The 18,632-nt window shown below is 67.7% G+C and carries 18 protein-coding genes; 4 read left to right on the top strand and 14 right to left on the bottom strand.

Features of this window, described 5'->3' with window-relative positions; translation table 11 throughout:
• Positions 1-8 precede the first annotated feature (8 nt).
• Positions 9-962, bottom strand: a complete 954-nt coding sequence (locus WS87_RS18920; protein WP_059818592.1) for a LysR family transcriptional regulator — start codon at positions 960-962, stop codon at positions 9-11.
• Between the two features lie 127 nt (positions 963-1,089).
• On the opposite strand from WS87_RS18920, the gene WS87_RS18915 reads away from it, so the two are divergent.
• The 3 genes from WS87_RS18915 (at position 1,090) to groL (ending at position 4,292) form a co-directional block, all read left to right on the top strand.
• On the top strand, positions 1,090-2,109 hold the full coding sequence (locus tag WS87_RS18915; RefSeq protein WP_059818591.1) for a zinc-dependent alcohol dehydrogenase family protein: 1,020 nt from the start codon (positions 1,090-1,092) through the stop codon (positions 2,107-2,109).
• 239 nt (positions 2,110-2,348) lie between these two features.
• Positions 2,349-2,639, top strand: a complete 291-nt coding sequence (locus WS87_RS18910; protein WP_059532162.1) for a co-chaperone GroES — start codon at positions 2,349-2,351, stop codon at positions 2,637-2,639.
• A 12-nt stretch (positions 2,640-2,651) separates the two neighbouring features.
• Positions 2,652-4,292: a chaperonin GroEL gene (gene groL / locus WS87_RS18905; RefSeq protein WP_059690357.1), complete on the top strand. Its 1,641-nt coding sequence runs from the start codon at positions 2,652-2,654 to the stop codon at positions 4,290-4,292.
• A gap of 111 nt (positions 4,293-4,403) precedes the next feature.
• On the opposite strand, the gene WS87_RS18900 is transcribed toward groL, so the two are convergent.
• Positions 4,404-5,555 (bottom strand): porin, encoded by a 1,152-nt coding sequence (locus WS87_RS18900; RefSeq protein WP_059702853.1) that lies wholly within the window; start codon positions 5,553-5,555, stop codon positions 4,404-4,406.
• A 227-nt stretch (positions 5,556-5,782) separates the two neighbouring features.
• On the opposite strand from WS87_RS18900, the gene WS87_RS18895 reads away from it, so the two are divergent.
• Entirely contained in the window at positions 5,783-6,397 is a 615-nt protein-coding gene (locus tag WS87_RS18895; RefSeq protein WP_059818590.1) for a LysE family translocator, read from the top strand.
• Positions 6,398-6,490: 93 nt separating this feature from the next.
• Here the strand turns inward: WS87_RS18895 and WS87_RS18890 are convergent, their stop codons facing one another.
• The 12 genes from WS87_RS18890 to WS87_RS18835 form a co-directional block, all read right to left on the bottom strand.
• Positions 6,491-8,503 (bottom strand): family 2A encapsulin nanocompartment cargo protein cysteine desulfurase, encoded by a 2,013-nt coding sequence (locus WS87_RS18890; RefSeq protein ID WP_059818589.1) that lies wholly within the window; start codon positions 8,501-8,503, stop codon positions 6,491-6,493.
• On the bottom strand, positions 8,478-9,410 hold the full coding sequence (locus WS87_RS18885) for a family 2A encapsulin nanocompartment shell protein (protein ID WP_059818588.1): 933 nt from the start codon (positions 9,408-9,410) through the stop codon (positions 8,478-8,480). Before WS87_RS18885 ends, WS87_RS18890 begins: the two co-directional genes overlap by 26 nt.
• A gap of 135 nt (positions 9,411-9,545) precedes the next feature.
• Complete coding sequence (locus WS87_RS18880) at positions 9,546-9,767, bottom strand: helix-turn-helix domain-containing protein (RefSeq protein WP_059818587.1); 222 nt, start codon at positions 9,765-9,767, stop codon at positions 9,546-9,548.
• Positions 9,764-10,723: a serine O-acetyltransferase EpsC gene (epsC, locus tag WS87_RS18875; protein ID WP_059818586.1), complete on the bottom strand. Its 960-nt coding sequence runs from the start codon at positions 10,721-10,723 to the stop codon at positions 9,764-9,766. Before epsC ends, WS87_RS18880 begins: the two co-directional genes overlap by 4 nt.
• Before the next feature lie 28 nt (positions 10,724-10,751).
• Positions 10,752-11,222 (bottom strand): rhodanese-like domain-containing protein, encoded by a 471-nt coding sequence (locus WS87_RS18870; protein ID WP_059818585.1) that lies wholly within the window; start codon positions 11,220-11,222, stop codon positions 10,752-10,754.
• 430 nt (positions 11,223-11,652) lie between these two features.
• Positions 11,653-13,056 (bottom strand): amidase family protein, encoded by a 1,404-nt coding sequence (locus tag WS87_RS18865; protein WP_059818584.1) that lies wholly within the window; start codon positions 13,054-13,056, stop codon positions 11,653-11,655.
• A gap of 72 nt (positions 13,057-13,128) precedes the next feature.
• Positions 13,129-13,920: an alpha/beta fold hydrolase gene (locus WS87_RS18860; protein ID WP_059702948.1), complete on the bottom strand. Its 792-nt coding sequence runs from the start codon at positions 13,918-13,920 to the stop codon at positions 13,129-13,131.
• Positions 13,921-14,002: 82 nt separating this feature from the next.
• The gene (locus WS87_RS18855; RefSeq protein ID WP_059818583.1) at positions 14,003-14,362 is read right to left on the bottom strand and encodes a DUF4148 domain-containing protein; all 360 of its coding nucleotides are present in this window, start codon (positions 14,360-14,362) and stop codon (positions 14,003-14,005) included.
• Positions 14,363-14,641: 279 nt separating this feature from the next.
• Positions 14,642-15,178 carry a cytochrome P460 family protein gene (locus WS87_RS18850; RefSeq protein ID WP_059702865.1) on the bottom strand — a complete coding sequence of 179 codons (537 nt, stop codon included), beginning with the start codon at positions 15,176-15,178 and terminating at the stop codon, positions 14,642-14,644.
• On the bottom strand, positions 15,178-16,221 hold the full coding sequence (locus WS87_RS18845) for an alpha/beta fold hydrolase (RefSeq protein ID WP_059818582.1): 1,044 nt from the start codon (positions 16,219-16,221) through the stop codon (positions 15,178-15,180). The genes WS87_RS18850 and WS87_RS18845 overlap by 1 nt, the downstream gene beginning before the upstream one ends.
• Before the next feature lie 289 nt (positions 16,222-16,510).
• Positions 16,511-17,788 carry an epoxide hydrolase family protein gene (locus tag WS87_RS18840; protein ID WP_059818581.1) on the bottom strand — a complete coding sequence of 426 codons (1,278 nt, stop codon included), beginning with the start codon at positions 17,786-17,788 and terminating at the stop codon, positions 16,511-16,513.
• 172 nt (positions 17,789-17,960) lie between these two features.
• Complete coding sequence (locus WS87_RS18835) at positions 17,961-18,551, bottom strand: pyridoxamine 5'-phosphate oxidase family protein (RefSeq protein ID WP_059818580.1); 591 nt, start codon at positions 18,549-18,551, stop codon at positions 17,961-17,963.
• Positions 18,552-18,632: the final 81 nt, after the last annotated feature.

Here is an 18,632-nt window from a genome sequence, read left to right as displayed (position 1 = left end):
CGTCGTGGCTACGAAGCCTGGACGATGCGCCGCGGCACGCGCTCGCCGTCCGCGTTGTCCGACGCCAGCATGCGCGGAATCTCGTCAACGAGCGCATCGATGACGACGCGCACCTTCATCGGCACATTGCGCGACGTCGGGCGCACCGCGAACACTTCGGCGCCCGACACGCTGTCGCTGTCCATCACGAGCACGAGACGGCCGTCGCGCACGTACGGCGCCATCAGCCAGCACGGCAGCCACGCAAGGCCCGCGCCGGCCGCCGCCGCGTCGGCGATCGCCTGCAGGTCGTCGAATCGCAGGCGGCCTGCCGGGCGATGGTCGTGCACCGCGCCGTCCGCGCCGATGATTCGCCACGGCGTCGGCTGCCCGCCGCGCGAATACGCGATGCCGCCGTGCGACGCGAGTTCGTCGAGCCCCGACGGCCGGCCGTGACGATCGAGATAGGCAGGCGATGCGCAGATGCCCATGCGCTGCACCCCAAGCTTCCGGCCGACCAGCGCACTCGTGTCGGCCAGCGTGCCGATACGCACCGCGATGTCGAAGCCGTCGTTGACGAGATCGGCGACGCGATCGCTGAACGACACGTCGATTTCAAGCCGCGGATAACGCTCGATGATGCGCCGCACGACGGGCGCCACGCATTGCCGGCCGAACAGCACGGGCACGCTGACCCGCACGCGGCCGGTCGGCTCGCGCCGGCCCGCGTCGAGCGCGGCTTCCGTCTCGCCGAGTTCGGCCAGCAACCGCCGACACTGCTCGTAATAGACGAGCCCCTCGTCGGTCAGGCCGAGCTGACGCGTCGTGCGCTGCAAGAGGCGCGCACCGAGCCGCTGTTCGAGCCGCGCGACGATCTTCGCAACAGCCGAGCGCGTCATGCCGAGGCGCAGCGCCGCCGCCGCGAAGCTGCCCGACTCCACGACGTCGACGAATTCGACGATGCCTCTCAATCGCTCGTCCATGCAGTTCCGCTCCGATGGAATGACAGGTTTGTGTCCGCGCCGGCGACAATCGTTGGCCGAATTCTCGCCAATGTGTCCCGTTGCGCAACACTATGATAGTCCGGTCCATCTCGAAAAAGGAGCCGACATGCACGCATGGCAAATCAAACCGGGGGACGGCATTGCCGGGCTCCGGCGCATCGACGCGACGCTTCGCCCGGTCGGGCCGACCGACGTCGTCGTGAAAATCCACTCGGCAGGACTGAACTACCGCGACCTGATGTTCGCGCACGGCGACTATCTCGGCATCGGCACCGACGCGCTGATACCCGTCGCCGACGGCGCCGGCGAAGTCGTCGAGACCGGTCGCGACGTCACGCGGTTCAAGCCGGGCGATCGCGTGATCAACACGTATTTCCCGCACTGGATCGACGGGCCGCCCACGCCGCCGAAGGTCTCGGGGTCGCCCGGCTCGCATTTCGACGGCGTGCTCGCCGAACGCTTCGTCTCCGACGAAACCGCGCTCGTCGGGATTCCTGCGCATCTCGACTACGACGAAGCGGCAACGCTGTCGTGCGCGGGCATCACCGCGTGGAATGCGCTGTTCGTCGACGGCGGGCTGAGACCGGGCGCGACGGTCGTGCTGCTCGGCACGGGCGGTGTTTCGATCATCGCGCTGCAGCTCGCGCATGCGGCCGGACTGCGCACGATCGTGACTTCGTCGAGCGATGCAAAGCTCGAACGCGCCCGCGCACTCGGTGCGGACGCAACGATCAACTACCGCACGACGCCCGAATGGCAGCATGAAGTGCTGCGGCTCACCGACGGTGCGGGCGCGGATCTCGTCATCGAAGTCGGCGGACGCGATACGCTCGCGCGCTCGGTCGCCGCGACGAAAATGGGCGGCATCGTGTCGGTGATCGGCGGCGTCAGCGGGTTCGGCGGCCCGGAACTCGGGCTGCTGTCGCTGATCGGCGGCATTCGGAAACTGCACGGGATCATGGTCGGCAGCCGCGCGATGCTCGACGACGTCGTGCGGCTCGTCGATGCGAAACGGATCAAGCCGGTGGTCGATCGCGTGTTCGGTTTCGACGAAGCGCCGCAGGCCTATGCGTGTCTGCAGTCGGGTCAGCATTTCGGCAAGGTCGTGATTCGCGTCGCGTCGTAACGGATGAAGGCGGCGCACGCCGCCTTCTCCTCGCTGCCGTCTCTACAGCGCACTCTTCCGCGCCGGTACCCGCATCCGCGTACCGCGCTGTGCCGCGTCGTCGACGCTCCCATAGCGCATCCACGCAAATGCATTTCGGAATCCGTTATTGGATCGCGCCGTCCCGCGTTTTTATACTCGTCAGCACTCTCCATCAAAGAGTGCCAGCCAATTTCGACGCAACAGAACAGGACGGACAGATGAGCCTACGCCCCTTGCATGACCGGGTCATCGTGAAGCGACTCGACCAGGAAACCACCACCGCCTCGGGCATCGTGATCCCCGACAGCGCCGCGGAAAAGCCCGACCAGGGCGAAGTGATCGCCGTCGGCCCCGGCCGCAAGGACGCGGACGGCCAGCGCATCGTGCCCGACCTTCAGGTCGGCGAACGCGTGCTGTTCGGCAAGTACGCAGGCCAGGCCGTCAAGGTGGACGGCAACGAATTCCTCGTACTGCGCGAGGAAGACATCGTCGCGGTCGTCAGTCAATAACGGAGTGCAATCATGGCAGCGAAGGAAATCATTTTCAGCGACGTCGCCCGTGCGAAGCTGACCGAAGGCGTCAACATTCTCGCCAATGCGGTGAAGGTCACGCTCGGGCCGAAAGGCCGCAACGTCGTGCTCGAACGCAGCTTCGGCGCACCCGTCGTCACCAAGGACGGCGTGTCGGTCGCGAAGGAAATCGAACTCGCGGACAAGCTGCAGAACGTCGGCGCGCAGCTCGTGAAGGAAGTCGCGTCGCGCACCAGCGACGCGGCTGGCGACGGCACGACGACGGCCACCGTGCTCGCGCAGGCGATCGTGCGCGAAGGCCAGAAATACGTCGCGGCCGGGCTCAATCCGCTCGACCTGAAGCGCGGGATCGACAAGGCGGTGGCATCGGCCGTAGACGAGCTGAAGAAGATCAGCAAGCCGACCACCACCAGCAAGGAAATCGCGCAGGTCGCGACGATCTCCGCGAACGGCGAGGAATCGATCGGCCAGCGCATCGCCGAAGCGATCGACCGTGTCGGCAAGGAAGGCGTGATCACCGTGGAGGACGGCAAGTCGCTCGCCGACGAGCTCGACGTCGTCGAAGGATTGCAGTTCGATCGCGGCTATCTGTCGCCGTATTTCATCAACAACGCCGACAAGCAGATCGCCGAAATCGAGAACCCGTACATCCTGCTGCACGACAAGAAGATCTCGAACATCCGCGACCTGCTGCCGGTGCTCGAACAGGTCGCGAAGTCGGGCCGGCCGCTGCTGATCATCGCGGAAGACGTCGAAGGCGAAGCGCTCGCGACGCTGGTCGTGAACAACATCCGCGGCATCCTGAAGACGGTCGCGGTCAAGGCGCCGGGCTTCGGCGATCGTCGCAAGGCGCTGCTGGAAGACATCGCGATCCTGACCGGCGGCCAGGTCGTCGCCGAGGAGACGGGCCTCACGCTCGAGAAGGCGACGCTCGCCGAGCTCGGCCAGGCGAAGCGCATCGAGGTCGGCAAGGAAAACACGACCGTGATCGACGGCGCGGGCGATGCGAAGAACATCGAGGCGCGCGTGAGGCAGATCCGCGTGCAGATCGAGGAAGCGACCTCCGACTACGACCGTGAAAAGCTGCAGGAACGCGTGGCCAAGCTCGCGGGCGGCGTCGCGGTGATCAAGGTCGGCGGCGCGACCGAGATCGAGGTGAAGGAGAAGAAGGATCGTGTCGACGATGCGCTGCACGCGACGCGCGCGGCCGTCGAGGAAGGCATCGTGCCGGGCGGCGGCGTCGCGCTGATTCGCGTGCGGCAGGCGATCCGCGCACTCAAGGGCGCGAACGCCGACCAGGACGCGGGCATCAAGATCGTGCTGCGTGCACTCGAGGAACCGCTGCGCCAGATCGTCACGAACGCGGGCGAGGAAGCGAGCGTGGTCGTCGCGAAAGTCGCGGAGGGCTCGGGCAACTTCGGCTACAACGCGCAGACCGGTGAATACGGCGACCTCGTCGAATCGGGCGTGCTCGATCCGACCAAGGTCACGCGCACCGCGCTGCAGAACGCGGCGTCGGTCGCGGGGCTGCTGCTGACGACCGATGCGACGGTGTTCGAAGCGCCGAAGGATGCGGCGCCGGCTGCGGTGCCGGGTGGTCCGGGCGCAGGCGGCCCGGGGTTCGATTTCTGACGCCGGCAAGCGCGCACGCCCGAGCCGGGCGACCGCGCGCTTCGATCCACGACGCGTGGCGGCACCGGTCGCCACGCGTTTTTTCGTAAGCGCCCGCCCCGCGCGCCGTCGTCAGAACATCTGGCGCAGGCCGATCGCGGCCCCGACGTTGTTGGTCCTGCCGATCTGGTCAACCTTGCCGGTGAGCCGGTTGGTGGCGCCCGGGTAGTCGGCCGCGAACGCGCCGTTGCCGCGTGCGAAATCGACCGTGCCGTATACCTCCGTGTGCTTCGACAGCGCATATTCGGCCAGCATGGTCGCCGAGTAATTGATCCCGGAGCCGAGCGTGCCGTCGAGCCGCTCCGCGTTGCGCGCGTGGCCGTAATAGCCGGCCACCGTGATCAGCAGCGGCGCGGTGGCCTGCCAGTTCGCGCCGACGTAGAACGTATCGTCGATGCGATTCGGGCTGCCGCCGGCGAGCGTGGGCGCGCCGGCCTGCTGCATGTTGAAGTCCGTCGTGCCCGTCTTGTCCTGACCGTGCAGCCAGCCGGCCAGCAGGCGCACGGACGGCGTGACCTGATATGCGCCGCTCACGTGCAGGAAGTTCACCTTCGCGCCGTTGACCGCACTGCCGTTCACGGACGACACCGAGGTCTGCTGGTAGCCGGCGTTGATCGACGCAGGCCCTTGCGCGTAGGTCAGCTCGACACCGTACGTGCTGTCGAGGCCCATCGCGCCGGCATGATTGCCGAGCCCGTAGATCGCATCGATGCTGAAGCCGTTGTACGAGAACTTGTACTTCACCGAGTTCGGCACGGTCAGGTAATTGCCGATGCCGTTGTACGCCCAGCTGTCCTGCCAGTAGTCGCCGACGGTCATCGGATCGAACACGTCACCCATCGTGTCGTACAGCGGGGCGTACTGGTTGCCGAAGGTCAGCGAACCGTACCGGTCGCTCGACAGGCCGACGTATGCCTGCCGGCTGAACAGCGTGTTCGCGACGTGCAGCTTGCCGTCGCCGAGCTCGAAGCCGTTCTCCAGACGAAAGATCGCCGACAGGCCGCCGCCGAGATCCTCGCTGCCGCGCAAGCCCCAGCGGCTGTGCGTTTCGGGGCCGACGGTCATTCCGATCAGGTCCTTGCCGTCGGGGCCGGCGTTCGTCTGATAACGGATCGCCGTATCGACGAGGCCATACAACGTGACGGAACTCTGCGCAAATGCGGACGACGCCGCTGTCAAGACGAATACCGCGCCGACACCACCGGATACGACGATGCGTTTCATGAAAGGCCTCCCTGAGCGATTGATTTTGTAAGCAGTCCGACAGCATTCGCGTCGGCCTGCCGGTATAGCGCTCGGGAGAATAATCGGTCATATTCGCGGCACCTATTGCTGCTTCCGGATTGGACCTTTCCAATACGCTCAACAATCGCGGAAGCAGCCGTGCGGCGACCGGTGAGTCGCGCCCGCGGTAAGATGAACGCCCCTTCCGTCGCTTTGCCGCCCAAGCCATGTCGACCACCATCGCCACCCTTTTGCCGCTCGCCGGCGTCCTTCTCCTGAGCGTGGCCAGCCCGGGCCCGAACTTCGTGATCGTCACGTCGACCGCCGTCGCGCAACGCCGCGCCGGCGTGATGACCGGGCTCGGCCTCGCCGCCGCATCGGGCACCTGGGCGGCGGTCGCGATTGCCGGCCTCAGCCTGCTCGTGACCCACGTCGCCTGGGTGCACACCGCGCTGCGGCTCGCGGGCGCCGCGTATCTGATCTGGCTCGGCCTGAAAATGGTGCTGACCGCGCGCACGCCGCCCGCGGTTTCCGCGCCGGCCGCGTCCTCCGACTGGCATGCCGCGAAGAAGGGCTACGTGGTCAGCATGACGAACCCGAAATCCGTCGCGTTCTACGGCAGTATCTTCGCGTTGATGGTGCCGGCCCATGCGCCGGCGTGGCTCGATCTCGCGGTCGTCATGTTGTCGATCGGAATTTCGGGCGCGTGGTACTGCACCATGGCGCTGCTCGCGTCGCACCCGTCGGTGCGCCGGCTGCTGATCCGGCGCAAGGCCGTGCTCGACACGACGGCCGGGCTGCTGCTGATGGGGCTCGGCGGGCGGATGCTGGCCGTGCGCTGAGCGCCGTCACGCGCCGGCATCGCCACGAAAAAAGGCCGCTTGCGACACCCCGTTGCCGGGAGTCGCAAGCGGCCTTTTCGCATGCCGCGTGTCTCAGCGCCGCGCCGCCAGCCTTCTCACGACGCTCACGAGCGCGTCGACTTCATCGCACGTGTTGTAGAACGCGAGCGACGGGCGCACCGTCGCCTCAAGCCCGAAGCGTCGCAGGATCGGCTGCGCGCAATGATGGCCGGAGCGCACCGCAATGCCCTCTTCGTTCAGCGCCTGCCCGACCTCCTCGGTCTCATAGCCCTTCAGCACGAACGACAGCACGCTCGCCTTGTCGCGCGCGGTGCCCACGAGCCGCACGCCCGGCACGGGCGCGAGCACGCTCGTCGCATACGCGAGCAGGTCGTGCTCGTAGCGCGCGATGTTCTCGATGCCCACGCGGCTCACGTAGTCGAGCGCGGCCCCCAGCCCCACCGCGTCCGCGATGTTGCCGGTGCCGGCTTCGAACCGGTTCGGCGGCGGCTGGAATACCGTGCGCTCGAACGTCACGTCCGCGATCATGTTGCCGCCGCCCTGCCACGGCGGCATGTCGTCGAGGATCGCGCGCTTGCCGTAAACGACGCCGATGCCGGTCGGACCGTAGATCTTGTGCCCGGAGAACACGAAGAAATCCGCATCCAGCGCCTGCACGTCGACGCGCATGTGCGAGATCGACTGCGCACCGTCGACGAGCGCCTTCGCGCCCGCGCGATGCGCGAGCTCGACGATCTCCTTCACCGGCACGACCGTGCCGAGCGCATTCGACACCTGCGTGACGGACACGATCTTCGTGCGGTCGTTGAGCAGTCTCCGGTATTCGTCGAGCAGCACCTGTCCCGAATCGTCGACCGGAATCACGCGCAGCTTCGCGCCCTTGAGCGCCGCGAGCTGCTGCCACGGCACGATGTTCGCGTGATGCTCGAGATGCGACACGACGATCTCGTCGCCTTCGCCGACGTTCTGCACGCCCCAAGTCTTCGCGATCAGGTTGATCGCCTCGGTGGTGCCGCGCACGAACACGATCTCGTCCGGCGAAGCGGCGCCGATGAAGCGCCGCACGGTGTCCCGCGCATGCTCGTACGCATCCGTCGCGCGGCCCGCCAGTGCATGCGCGGCGCGGTGGATGTTCGAGTTTTCGTGCGCATAGAAATAGGCAAGACGATCGATCACGGCCTGCGGCTTGTGCGTCGTCGCGGCATTGTCGAACCAGACCAGCTGCTTGCCGTTCACGCGTTCCTGCAGGATCGGGAAATCGCGGCGGATCGCGTTCACGTCGAACGGCGGGTGCGCGCCGCGATGCAGGTTGCCCTGCGGCTCGGCGGCATGCGCATCGTCGATGAAGTAACGCGGCACGTCCGCGCCCGATGCACGCGACACCGGCACGTCGCGCTGCACGGCGAGCAGGTCGCGCAACGCATCGTCGCCCGGCAGCCCGAACGCTTCCGGCGATGCGAGGCCGTTCGACGGCACGACGATGTCCTGCGGCGTCGCCTGCCAGCCCTGCAGCGAGCCGTCGGTGAAGTAATACGGCGACGCGGCCGGCGCAGCCTTCACCGCACCCTCCGATACCGCCGCATTCGCCTGCGGCACGCCGAGCGCCGCGCCGCCGACGCGCGGTTCGAACGCGGGCGCGATCGACACCGCGTTGTCGGGCAGCCCGTTCTGCGCGGCCGCATGCGGCGCGAGCGCGGGCACGCGATTGCCGAGCGACAGCACGTGCGTCGGCGCGGACGGCGCGAGGTTCGCGCCGGGCGCCTTGCCTTGCGGCAGCGCGAAGCCCGGTACGCCGGTGCCCGTGCCGCCCGGCCCCGCGAGTGGCGAGCCGCCCGGCGCGGGATTGCTCGCCGACGCGAGGATCGGCGCGGCCGCCGGCAACGCCGACGGCACGCCGCCGACCGCCCCGCTGCCCGCCGACAGCCCGGGCGCGGTGGCCTGCCCGGGCGGCGTCGCGAAGAACTCGGACGCGAGCCGCGCGAGCGCCGCCGGGTCGGGCAGGCCGGCCGGCAGCGGCGCGTGCGGCAACGCGAGCGCGTCGCTGCCGGCCGAGCCGGGATTAACGGTAGGTGTCGGGATAGTCATGGTACTTGGCGATTTCGACGTCATCGAGGACAGCCAGCGCATCCGGCGAATGGACCGCGAGCGAGCAGTACAGCGAGATCAGGTACGACGCGATCGCCTGGTTGTTGATCCCCATGAAGCGCACCGACAGGCCCGGCCCCTGCTCGCCTGCGACGCCCGGCTGATAGAGGCCGACGACACCCTGGCGCTTGTCGCCGACGCGCAGCAGCAGGATCTTGGTCTTGCCGTCCGCGACGGGCACCTTGTCCGACGGGATCAGCGGAATGCCGCGCCACGTGAGGAACTGCGAGCCGAACAGGCTGACCGTCGGCGGCGGCACGCCTCGCCGCGTGCATTCGCGGCCGAACGCGGCGATCGCGAGCGGGTGCGTGAGGAAGAACGCCGGTTCCTTCCACACCCTGGTCAGCAGTTCGTCGAGGTCGTCCGGCGTCGGTGCGCCCGTCAGCGGGAAAATCCGCTGTTCGTCGGTCACGTTCGCGAGCAGCCCGTAGTCCGGGTTGTTGATCAGCTGGCTTTCCTGCAGCTCCTTGATCGTCTCGATCGTCAGGCGCAGCTGTTCCTTGATCTGGTCATGAGGACTGCTGTAGAGATCGGAGATCCGCGTGTGCACGTCGAGCACCGTGCTCACCGCGTTCAGGAAATACTCGCGCGGCTGTTCCTCGTATGGCACGAATGTCTGCGGCAGCACGCTTTCGTCCTCAAGCTGCGTGCACGCGGCGCGCACGGCTTCCGGGTTCTTCACCTGGTTCAGGCGATAGATGCCGGCCTCGACCGGCACCCACTGCAGCAAATGGGTCAGCCAGCGCGGCGTAATCGTGGAAAGCTGCGGGACGGTCTTGGTAGCGTTCGCTAGTTGGCGGGCGGCGTGATCGCTCAGCGCGGCCGTGCCGCTTGCAACGGTCGACATGTGTGGCTCCGGGTTCTTAAGATGAAAAACGGGATTGCTTATGACGCTTGGTGATTATCGGAAGCACGCACCTGCCGGCTCAACATGCTATAGCCGTCACACGGCACAACCGAACGGGAAGGGAAGCGGGATGCGTCAGGTGACGTACACGCCAAGAAGCAGCGTCGAGATCGACACGTCGAACGCGCGCGCGATCTTGTCGGCGGTGACGATCGATGCAATGGCCTCGCCGCGCTCGATCTCGCCGACGTACGAACGGTTCAGCCCCGCGTGTTCGGCGAGCTGCTCCTGCGACCACGTGCGCGCTTCGCGCAGCTTGCGCACGTTGGCCCCGAAGTGCTGGATCAGGTCGCTCATGTCGTCACCTGCGCGTCGGATACCGGCTCGGCCGGCTCGATTCGCGCGTGCGGCGCGGCATTCGCCTCGCTGCGCAGCATGGCCTGCGTGATGTTCGCGCCCGCCGGCACGTCCTGCGTGAGCCACACGTTGCCGCCGATCACCGCGCCGCGGCCAATCGTCACGCGGCCGAGGATCGTTGCGCCCGCATAGATCACGACGTCGTCCTCGACGATCGGATGGCGCGCGAGCCCTTTCTCCAGATGGCCGGCCGCATCGCGCGGGAAGCGCTTCGCGCCGAGCGTGACGGCCTGGTACACGCGCGCGCGCTCGCCGATGATCGCGGTCTCGCCGATCACGACGCCCGTGCCGTGGTCGATGAAGAAGCCGGCGCCGATCCGGGCGCCCGGATGAATGTCGATGCCGGTTTCCGCATGCGCCTGCTCGGCGATGATGCGCGCGAGCAGCGGCAGCCCGAGCCGGTACAGCTCGTGCGCGAGCCGGTGGTGGATCATCGCGAGGATGCCGGGGTAGCACAGCAGCACTTCGTCGACACTGCCCGCCGCCGGATCGCCATGAAATGCGGCCAGCACGTCGCTGTCGAGCAGCCGACGGATGTCGGGAAGCCGTGCCGCGAAGGCCTGAACGGCGGTGGCGGCCGCCTCGTCGATCTGCGCGTCGGCGTTGCGTTGCCGCGCCGCGTAGCGCAGCTCGAGCGTCACCTGCGCGAGCAGCGCATTCAGCGCCGCGTCGAGCGCGTGGGCCACATGGAGGTTTTCGCTCTCCTGCCGCAGGTCGGGCGGCCCGAGCCGCATCGGGAACAGCACGCCCTTCAGCGCGCCGATGATCTGCGCAAGCGCCTCGCGCGCCGGCAGGTCGCGCCCGCCCGGTTCGAGCGAGCGCCGCTGCTTCTCGCGCCACGCGCGGCGCACGGTCTGGAGCGACTGGACGATGTCGTCGATATCGAATGCGGCCATGCTGACTTCTCCCCGTAACGGCCGTGACTCAGTCCTGCGCCCACGGCAGGCCGCGATGGCGCCAGCCGTTGCGGCCGCCGCGATGCTGCTGTTCGTCGAGGTCGCCCTCGAACCCCTCGAGCACGTTGAATACCTGCGTGAAGCCGCCCTTGGCCGCCGCTTCGGCCGCCTGCGCGGACCGGTTGCCGCTGCGGCAGAGCAACAGCACCACCGCATCCTTGCCGGTCTTCGCTTCGAGTTCGCGCACGAAGCGCGGGTTGCGCGTCAGGCTCGTGCCGGTCGCCCACGGCACGTGCAGCGACTCCGGCACGTGGCCGACGAATTTCCGTTCTTCCGCGGTGCGCACGTCGACCAGCAACGCGTCCCCGGCGGAAAACAGCGCCCACGCAACTTCCGGCGCCACGCCACCGGCGTACGGCGTGCCCGCCGATGCGGCCGCCGCGCGGGCGTCTTCGAGCGCCTGCTGGGCGGCGGTTCGTTCTTCCAATGCAAACGTCATCACGCTTCCTTGTTCTCGCAGATTCGTATGATCAAAAACGCCGGGAATGCGGCCGGTGCAGCTTGCCTGCTGTCTATAGCCGTCAGCCCCACTATGCGAGCGCGGTCGGGGAAGCAGAACCAATAAAAATTCATTTCCTAATCAGCGGCGCGTGAAATGCAATAGCAGACGCGCGCTATCGGCGAGGGTTCGTGCGGAGGATGTGGAGCGATGGCCGTTCGATGTCGTGCATCGAAGGTTCTTGAAAGGATCGGCGACTGCGAGGCCGGGAACGATGCAGCACGCGACGCGCGCCGCGCGTTGTCGTTGCACCGGAATCCGAAATGAAATCGCGCGCCGGGTCGAATGGCGCGCTTCGATGGAACGATGGATCGATGAACGACAGCCGACGGGCATAGCGCATCGTCGCTGCACGCACCCCGTCATCGCATCAGCGTACCGGATCGACCGCCACGATCGGCGCGCCGCGCGCCTCGATGTCGCGCCCCGCGAGCAGACACAGATCCTCGCGATGATGCGTGGCGACCACTTGCACGCCCACCGGCACGTCGTTGACGATCCCGGTCGTCACCGCGAGCCCCGGCAGCCCCATCGCCGGCAGCGCCCGCAGCGTGAGCTGCGCTTCCCAGACGCGCTCGAACCCTTCCGGCCCTTGCCGATCGAGATCGTCGGGAAACGGCAACTCGGACGACACCGGCAACAACAACACCGCATATTCGTCGAGAAAGAGCCGCCATTGCCGCGTCAGCGTCGTACGCCGCACGAGCGCGCGGCTGATCACGTCGGCCGGCAGATCGCGCACCTTGCCGCGCACGGCGGCGATCACCGCGGCCGCGCCCGGATCGCCGTCGCTCGCCACCGCGTTCGCCAGCGCATCGAATCCGTCGCCGAGCCAGAGCTGCTCCTGCAACAGCGCGGCCTCGCGCATCGGCGGCGTATCGTCGATTTCGTCGACGGTCCAGCCCGCGTCGACGAGCCGTCGCGCGGCATCGCGCAGCGCGGCCTCGACCTCGGGCACGACCTCCAGACCGCGCGGACGCACGCATAGCGCCGCGCGTTTGGGCACCGCGCGCCCGTCGATCGGCACCGCCACGTACCACGGGTCGCGCGGGTCCGGCGCGGCGAATGCACGCAGCGCCAGCGCGAGATCGTCGATCGTGCGTGCGATCGGCCCCGTCGTCGACATCAGTTGCGCGCCGATCGCACGCTCCGGCCCTGACGCATTGAATGCCGGCACACGCCCGAGCGACGGACGGATGCCATGCACGCCGCACGCATAGGCCGGATAGCGCACCGAGCCGCCGATGTCGGTGCCGAGCGCGATCGGGCCGATCCCGGCGGCCACGGCAGCCGCCGCGCCGCCGCTCGAACCGCCCGGCGTCAGCGAACGGTTGCGCGGATTGTACGTATGGCCGTGCACGAGGTTCGACGTGAACCAGCGCAGCGCGAACGTCGGCGAATTGGTGCGGCCGAGCAGCACGGCGCCGGCCTTTCTCAGGTTCGACACCGACGGGCTGTCGGCGCTCGCGATCAGGTTTTCCTGCAACCGCGTGCCGTTGGTCGTCGCGAACGTCGCGACGTCGACGTTGATCTTCACCGTCACGGGCACGCCGGCGAGCGGGCCCGGATCGTCGCCGCGGGCGATCGCGCGATCGACGTCGTCGGCCTGCCGCCGCACCTCGTCGGGACGATGCTCGACCACCGCATTGATCGCCGGGTTCACCGCTTCGAGGCGCGCCAGTGTGGCATCCGCCACTTCCCGCGCGGAGACTTCACGCTGCCGCACACGCTTCGCAATTTCAGTCGCCGACAGTTGCCAGAGTTGCTGCGTCATGACTTCTCCTCGTGAAAGGACATCACAATCACCGACGGCGCCACGTCATCCGCCACGCGGCGCCGCATTCACTCACTGCGCATCCTGCTTCGCACGCTCCGCGGCCGCGATGATCGCGTCGGCCACGGCCTTCGGCTGGCTCAGCATCGCGACGTGGCTGCCGTTCACGCGCGTGACCGTCGCGCCGATCCGCTTCGCCATCGCCTCCTGCAGCTTCGGATCGATCATCCGGTCCTGCGTCGCGACGACGAACGACGACGGCTTCGCATGCCACGCGGCCTGCGCGACCTTCTCCGAAATGCAGCCACCGTACCACGGCCCTTGCGTCGCCGCGACGACGCGTTGCTGCGCGGGCGGCAGATCCGGCGCGAAATCCTGCGCGATCGCCTTGTCCGACAGCGTCGCGAAGCCGCCGCCGTCCTTGCGCAGCTCGCCGGCCCACGACGGTGCCGGCAACCCCTGCGTGACGTCGGCGATCGACTGGCCGTTGTCCGGCGCGAATGCGGCGACGTAGACGAGCGACTTCACCTTGTCGTCGTTGCCGGCGTCGCTGATCACGACACCAGCCCACGAATGGCCGACCAGCACGACGGGGCCCTTCTGTTCGTCGATCGCGCGCTTCGTCGCGGCTGCGTCGTCGGCGAGCGAGCTCAGCGGGTTCTGCACCGACACGACGTGCAGGCCGCGCGCTTCGAGCAGCGGAATCACGCGGTTCCAGCTCGACCCGTCGGCGAATGCGCCGTGCACCAGCACGACGTTCGTGCCTTTCAGGTCTTCCTTCGGCGCGGCCTGCGCCGCGACCGCACCGAACAGCCCGCCGAGCACCGCCGCGGACACCAGAACCCGTTTCGTCAAACCGATCATCTTCATGCTCCTTTCCGTCGTGTCGTTCATCTGAAGTGTTGCCGATGCGGCCGCGCCCGCGTGCGGCAGGCGCGGCAATGCATCACGAATGTGCGTACAGGTCGTCGGCGTCCGTCCGCGCGTTGCGCGCAGCGCGCTGGTCGGCCGCGGCGTAGCGCGCAGCGGCAGACGCGGACGCGGCAGCCACGTTGTCGTCCTGCGACTTCGACGGGCCGTTCTGGTCGGAGCGCGCGACCTGCTGCGCGGCGGCGACGGCGTTCTGCGCGGCGGCGATATCGTCCGGGTAACGCGCGTCACTGCCGGCCGGGTTATAGCCGGCCTTCTCGAGCCGGATGAGGTCGGCGCGCACGTCGGCACGCGTGAGGCCGTGGCCGGTATCGGCGAACGACAATGCGGGGATCGAAGCGAGCACGGCGACTGCGAGGATTCGAGCGGCTTTCATGAGATTTCTCCTTGGCGGAAGTTGGGGGTATCGATCACTCGGCGTCCGTTGCGACCGTCTCGCACCGAACGTTTGCTGCATGTCGACAGTAGAACCCGCTCACGTATCCGGCATGTTTCCGAAACAGGGGCGTTCTGCAATCCGATGTTTCCGCAGCGGTTCCCGATACAGTGCGATACAAATCCGGTAACCCGCACACCGCGCGCCCGCGTCCCAACATGAAAAAAGGCGTGCCTCGCGCGGCACGCCTTTCCGTCAAACCGGTCTGGTCAGGTCACATCAGGGCGCAAGCCGCGTGAACACGAAATCGTGATTCTTCACGCGCGCCTGATGACACGCGAAGCAGGTCTGGTGCTGACCGATATCGGCCGGCACGCCGTTGATGAAGCGCCCGAAACCCCAGCCGCCCGTCGACGCATAACGGCGCGAATCCTTGACCATCACCTGCACGGTCGTCGCCTGGCCCGGCACCGTCGCCGGCGCGAATTCGTCGGACTGCTTGCGTTTGTACGCGAGCTTCACAAGGATCGTGCCGTCCGGAAACGGCAGCGTCGACTGTTCGAGCGCGCGGATCGCGACGGGATTGCCGAGGACCACGCGCAGTTCGTCGAGCGGCGCCGCTTCCTCGGCCGGCGCGACCATTTCCCACTTCCGGTAGCCGGGCGGGATCGTCACGCCGTAGATTGGCGACGCCGCCGGCTTCGGCTGCTCCGCGAACGCGGCCGGACCGCTCGCCGACCACGCGCCCGCCAGCAGCGCGCCCGCGACGAGCGCACGGCGCGCGCCGCGGCGCGACACGATCGTGCCGGCCCGCATCACAGGTGCTCCACTTGCAGGATCGCATCGGCGAATGCCTGCGGCGCTTCCTGCGGCAGGTTGTGGCCGATGCCGCCCGTGATGGTCCGGTGCTGATACTTGCCCGTGAACTTCTTCGCATACGCGGCAGGCTCCGGATGCGGCGCGCCGTTCGCGTCGCCCTCCATCGTGATCGTCGGCACGGTGATGGCCGGGCCGGCGGCGAGCCGCCGCTCGATGTCGTCGTATTGGGCTTCGCCCTTCGCGAGCCCGAGGCGCCAGCGATAGTTGTGGATCACGACGGCCACGTGGTCGGGGTTCTGGAACGACGCGGCGCTGCGCGCGTAGGTCTCGTCGGAGAACTGCCACTTCGGCGATGCGAGTTGCCAGATCAGCTTGTTGAACGCGTCGCGATTCGCCGCGTAGCCGAGCGCGCCGCGCTCGGTCGTGAAGTAGAACTGATACCACCACTGGAATTCCGCCTGCGGCGGCAGCGGCTTGCGGTTCGCCTCCTGGCTGCCGATCAGGTAGCCGCTCACCGACACCAGCGCCTTCACGCGCTGCGGCCACAGTGCCGCGATGATGTCGGCCGTGCGCGCGCCCCAGTCGTAGCCGCCGAACACCGCGCGATCGATCTTCAGCGCATCCATCAGCGCGACGATGTCGACGGCCGTCACCGCCTGCTGGCCGTTGCGCACGGTATCGGCCGAGCGGAACGTCGTCGACCCGTAGCCGCGCAGATACGGCACGATCACGCGATAGCCGGCCGCCGTGAGCAGCGGCGCGACTTCCGCGTAGCTGTAGATGTCGTACGGCCAGCCGTGCAGCAGGAACACGACGGGGCCGTTCTTCGGTCCGAGATCCGCATACCCGACGTTCAGCACGCCGGCGTCGATCTGGTGGATCTTGCCGAGCGAGGCCGCGCCGGCCGTGCGCTTCGACGTCGACGCATCGGGCGCCGACTGCGCACGTGCCAGCGCACCGAACCCGAGGTCGGCGAGGCTCAGGCTTGCGAGTGTCGTGCCCAGAATCAGGCGGCGGCGGGTGTTCACGGTATCAGGCATGACGCGTTCTCCATTGTCGATCGCTAAGGAAGTGGCCCGCGGCACGTGCGGGCGCTCTGGTATCGCCGTTCACGGCGGCGGCGCCTGACATCGCGCCGCCCGTGTGAATCGCTTCACCGGTTTTATATCCGATCCATCCGAAGGCTTTGTATCCCAACGTATCCGGGTTCGGGCACGACATACAGCGATTCAAAATTGGCGGCGGAAACGGGGGTTCGCGGTCGGTCGTGCGCAACGCGTCACGCGGACCGGCATCGCGACCGGCCCGCGTTTTCCCGTCAAATCCCGCTTACGCGCGACGCAACGGCCGGAACCCGGCGCGCACTTCGCGAGCAAACAGTTCCGGCTCCTCCCATGCCGCGAAATGCCCGCCCTTGTCAACTTCGTTGAAGTAGATCAGGTTGTGATAGCTGCGCTCGGCCCAGCTGCGCGGCGCCTGGTAGATTTCGCCGGGGAACACCGTGATCGCCGCCGGCAGCGAGATGTCCACCGCGTTGAAGTTGTTCGAGTGATCCTCCCAGTAGATCTGCGCGGCGGACGTCGCCGTGTCGGTCAGCCAGTACAACGAAATGTCGTCGAGAATCTCGTCGCGCGGGATCGAGCGTTCGGGCACGCCGCCGCTGTAGGTCCACTGCGAGATCTTGTCGTACATCCACGCGGCCTGACCCGACGGCGAATCGGCGAGCGCATAGCCGACCGTCTGCGGGCGCGTGACCATCATCGCCGAGTAGCCGCAGTTGTCGCGATAGAACGTCGCGAGCTTCTCGTACGCGGCCTTCTCCTTCGGCGACAGCGACGCCGGTGCCGGCGCGTCGGTCTGGAGCAGCGTCGCGATGTCGGGCGGCACCGTCGCAGGCATGTTCACGTGAATTCCGGCCAGGCCCTGCACGCGCTGCATCGCCATCCGGTGCGAGATCACCGAGCCGCAGTCGCCGCCCTGCGACACGAAGCGCGTATAGCCGAGGCGCGCCATCAGCTCGCCCCATGCGCGCGCGATGTGGTCGGAGCCCCAGCCCGTCTTCGTCGGACGGCCCGAAAAACCGAAACCCGGCAGCGACGGCACGACGACGTGGAACGCATCGTCGGCACTCGCACCGTGTGCGGTCGGATCCGTCAGCGGGCCGATCGTCTTCAGCAGCTCGAAGATCGAACCCGGCCAGCCGTGCGTCATGATCATCGGCATCGCGTTCGCGTGCCGCGAGCGCACGTGGATGAAGTGAATGTCGAGCCCGTCGATTTCGGTGATGAACATCGGGAAACCGTTCAGGCGCGCCTCGCCCTTGCGCCAGTCGTAGTCGGTGCCCCAGTAGCGCAGCAGCGCCTGCATGCGCGCGAGCCGCACGCCCTGCGATTCGTCGGTGACGGTCTCGCGGACCGGCCAGCGCGTCGCGGCAATGCGGCGGCGCAGGTCGGCCAGTGCTTCATCGGGGATATGGGCGGTGAACGGACGTATGCCGTCGCCGCCGGTTGCCGCATGCAACGCGGTGGGCAGCATCGCGGATACGCCGGCGGCCACGGAGGTGGCCAGCAGGTGGCGACGCATCGGGGAAAACTGTGTGGAAGACATCGTTCGGCATCTCCTTTCGTGAAGTGGAAAGTGAACATGCCGCGCGGCGGAGCGCGCTTTCGCTTTCATCCGGGCGTGCGCCGGTTGCGCGGCGTTGCCCATTTGAAAGGTCTGACGTATCCGGGATGTGTCTGGTTTGTACGCGTTTGTAGTGGGGGCGCGACCGACGCCGTCAGGGAGCGATCCAGCGCCCTTCGTAGCCGTCGTCGTTCACGTCGAACACCGCGCGACGATGGCCGTCGCGGGCGAGGTCGAGCCAGTCGATGCGCGTCACCGCGACGTGGAGCAGGCAGAAGTTCCGGTAACCGTCGTCGGTGGTCGCCGTGCCCGGGCTTGCGGTGACATGCGCGTCTTTCGGCGATTCGATCGGCGTGCCGGGGCGCAGCGGTGCGCGATACAGCAGCAGCGTATGCGGACGGTTCGATTGCCAGACCGCGCGACGTTGCGCTTCGTCGTCGCAAATCGTCGCAACGCCTTCCGCGCGAATCTGCACGAGCGAATCGAGATCGCTCGCGACGATCGCGATACGCGGATCGCGGCGCAGCTCCACCACCTTCTCCGAGCGCGCGTCGGAGTGGAACGACAGCCGACGATCGGCGCGGCTCGCCTGCCGCAGCACGATCGTGCGCACCTTCGGCGCGCCGTCGACGCCGAGCGTCGCGGCCTGCACCATGGTGAACGGCGAGCGCTGTGCGCCGACGCCGGATTCCAGGCACGACCAGAGGCGGTCGTACGTTTGCGTGAGCGATTCGATGTCGGACATGATGACCCGGCGATCCTGCGTGGTTCGATCGCGCCAGCTTAACCGTTTCGGCGGCGGGATCCCGTCGCGGGCCCCCGCCGC

It is taken from the genome of Burkholderia sp. MSMB0856 (assembly GCF_001524645.2).
Classification (GTDB): domain Bacteria; phylum Pseudomonadota; class Gammaproteobacteria; order Burkholderiales; family Burkholderiaceae; genus Burkholderia; species Burkholderia diffusa.
Note: the sequence above shows the minus strand (reverse complement) of the source record. Positions and strands in the feature narration are given on the sequence as shown.

What these genes read in the sequence shown, in the direction of transcription:
- WS87_RS18895 (WP_059818590.1), top strand. Translation starts at nt 5,783, where the DNA reads ATGTCGACCACCATCGCCACCCTTTTGCCGCTCGCCGGCGTCCTTCTC.
- WS87_RS18915 (WP_059818591.1), top strand. Translation starts at nt 1,090, where the DNA reads ATGCACGCATGGCAAATCAAACCGGGGGACGGCATTGCCGGGCTCCGG.
- WS87_RS18870 (WP_059818585.1), bottom strand. Translation starts at nt 11,222, where the DNA reads ATGACGTTTGCATTGGAAGAACGAACCGCCGCCCAGCAGGCGCTCGAA.
- WS87_RS18890 (WP_059818589.1), bottom strand. Translation starts at nt 8,503, where the DNA reads ATGACTATCCCGACACCTACCGTTAATCCCGGCTCGGCCGGCAGCGAC.
- WS87_RS18855 (WP_059818583.1), bottom strand. Translation starts at nt 14,362, where the DNA reads ATGAAAGCCGCTCGAATCCTCGCAGTCGCCGTGCTCGCTTCGATCCCC.
- WS87_RS18835 (WP_059818580.1), bottom strand. Translation starts at nt 18,551, where the DNA reads ATGTCCGACATCGAATCGCTCACGCAAACGTACGACCGCCTCTGGTCG.
- WS87_RS18865 (WP_059818584.1), bottom strand. Translation starts at nt 13,056, where the DNA reads ATGACGCAGCAACTCTGGCAACTGTCGGCGACTGAAATTGCGAAGCGT.
- WS87_RS18920 (WP_059818592.1), bottom strand. Translation starts at nt 962, where the DNA reads ATGGACGAGCGATTGAGAGGCATCGTCGAATTCGTCGACGTCGTGGAG.
- groL (WP_059690357.1), top strand. Translation starts at nt 2,652, where the DNA reads ATGGCAGCGAAGGAAATCATTTTCAGCGACGTCGCCCGTGCGAAGCTG.
- WS87_RS18860 (WP_059702948.1), bottom strand. Translation starts at nt 13,920, where the DNA reads ATGATCGGTTTGACGAAACGGGTTCTGGTGTCCGCGGCGGTGCTCGGC.
- epsC (WP_059818586.1), bottom strand. Translation starts at nt 10,723, where the DNA reads ATGGCCGCATTCGATATCGACGACATCGTCCAGTCGCTCCAGACCGTG.
- WS87_RS18885 (WP_059818588.1), bottom strand. Translation starts at nt 9,410, where the DNA reads ATGTCGACCGTTGCAAGCGGCACGGCCGCGCTGAGCGATCACGCCGCC.
- WS87_RS18850 (WP_059702865.1), bottom strand. Translation starts at nt 15,178, where the DNA reads ATGCGGGCCGGCACGATCGTGTCGCGCCGCGGCGCGCGCCGTGCGCTC.
- WS87_RS18840 (WP_059818581.1), bottom strand. Translation starts at nt 17,788, where the DNA reads ATGTCTTCCACACAGTTTTCCCCGATGCGTCGCCACCTGCTGGCCACC.
- WS87_RS18910 (WP_059532162.1), top strand. Translation starts at nt 2,349, where the DNA reads ATGAGCCTACGCCCCTTGCATGACCGGGTCATCGTGAAGCGACTCGAC.
- WS87_RS18845 (WP_059818582.1), bottom strand. Translation starts at nt 16,221, where the DNA reads ATGCCTGATACCGTGAACACCCGCCGCCGCCTGATTCTGGGCACGACA.
- WS87_RS18880 (WP_059818587.1), bottom strand. Translation starts at nt 9,767, where the DNA reads ATGAGCGACCTGATCCAGCACTTCGGGGCCAACGTGCGCAAGCTGCGC.
- WS87_RS18900 (WP_059702853.1), bottom strand. Translation starts at nt 5,555, where the DNA reads ATGAAACGCATCGTCGTATCCGGTGGTGTCGGCGCGGTATTCGTCTTG.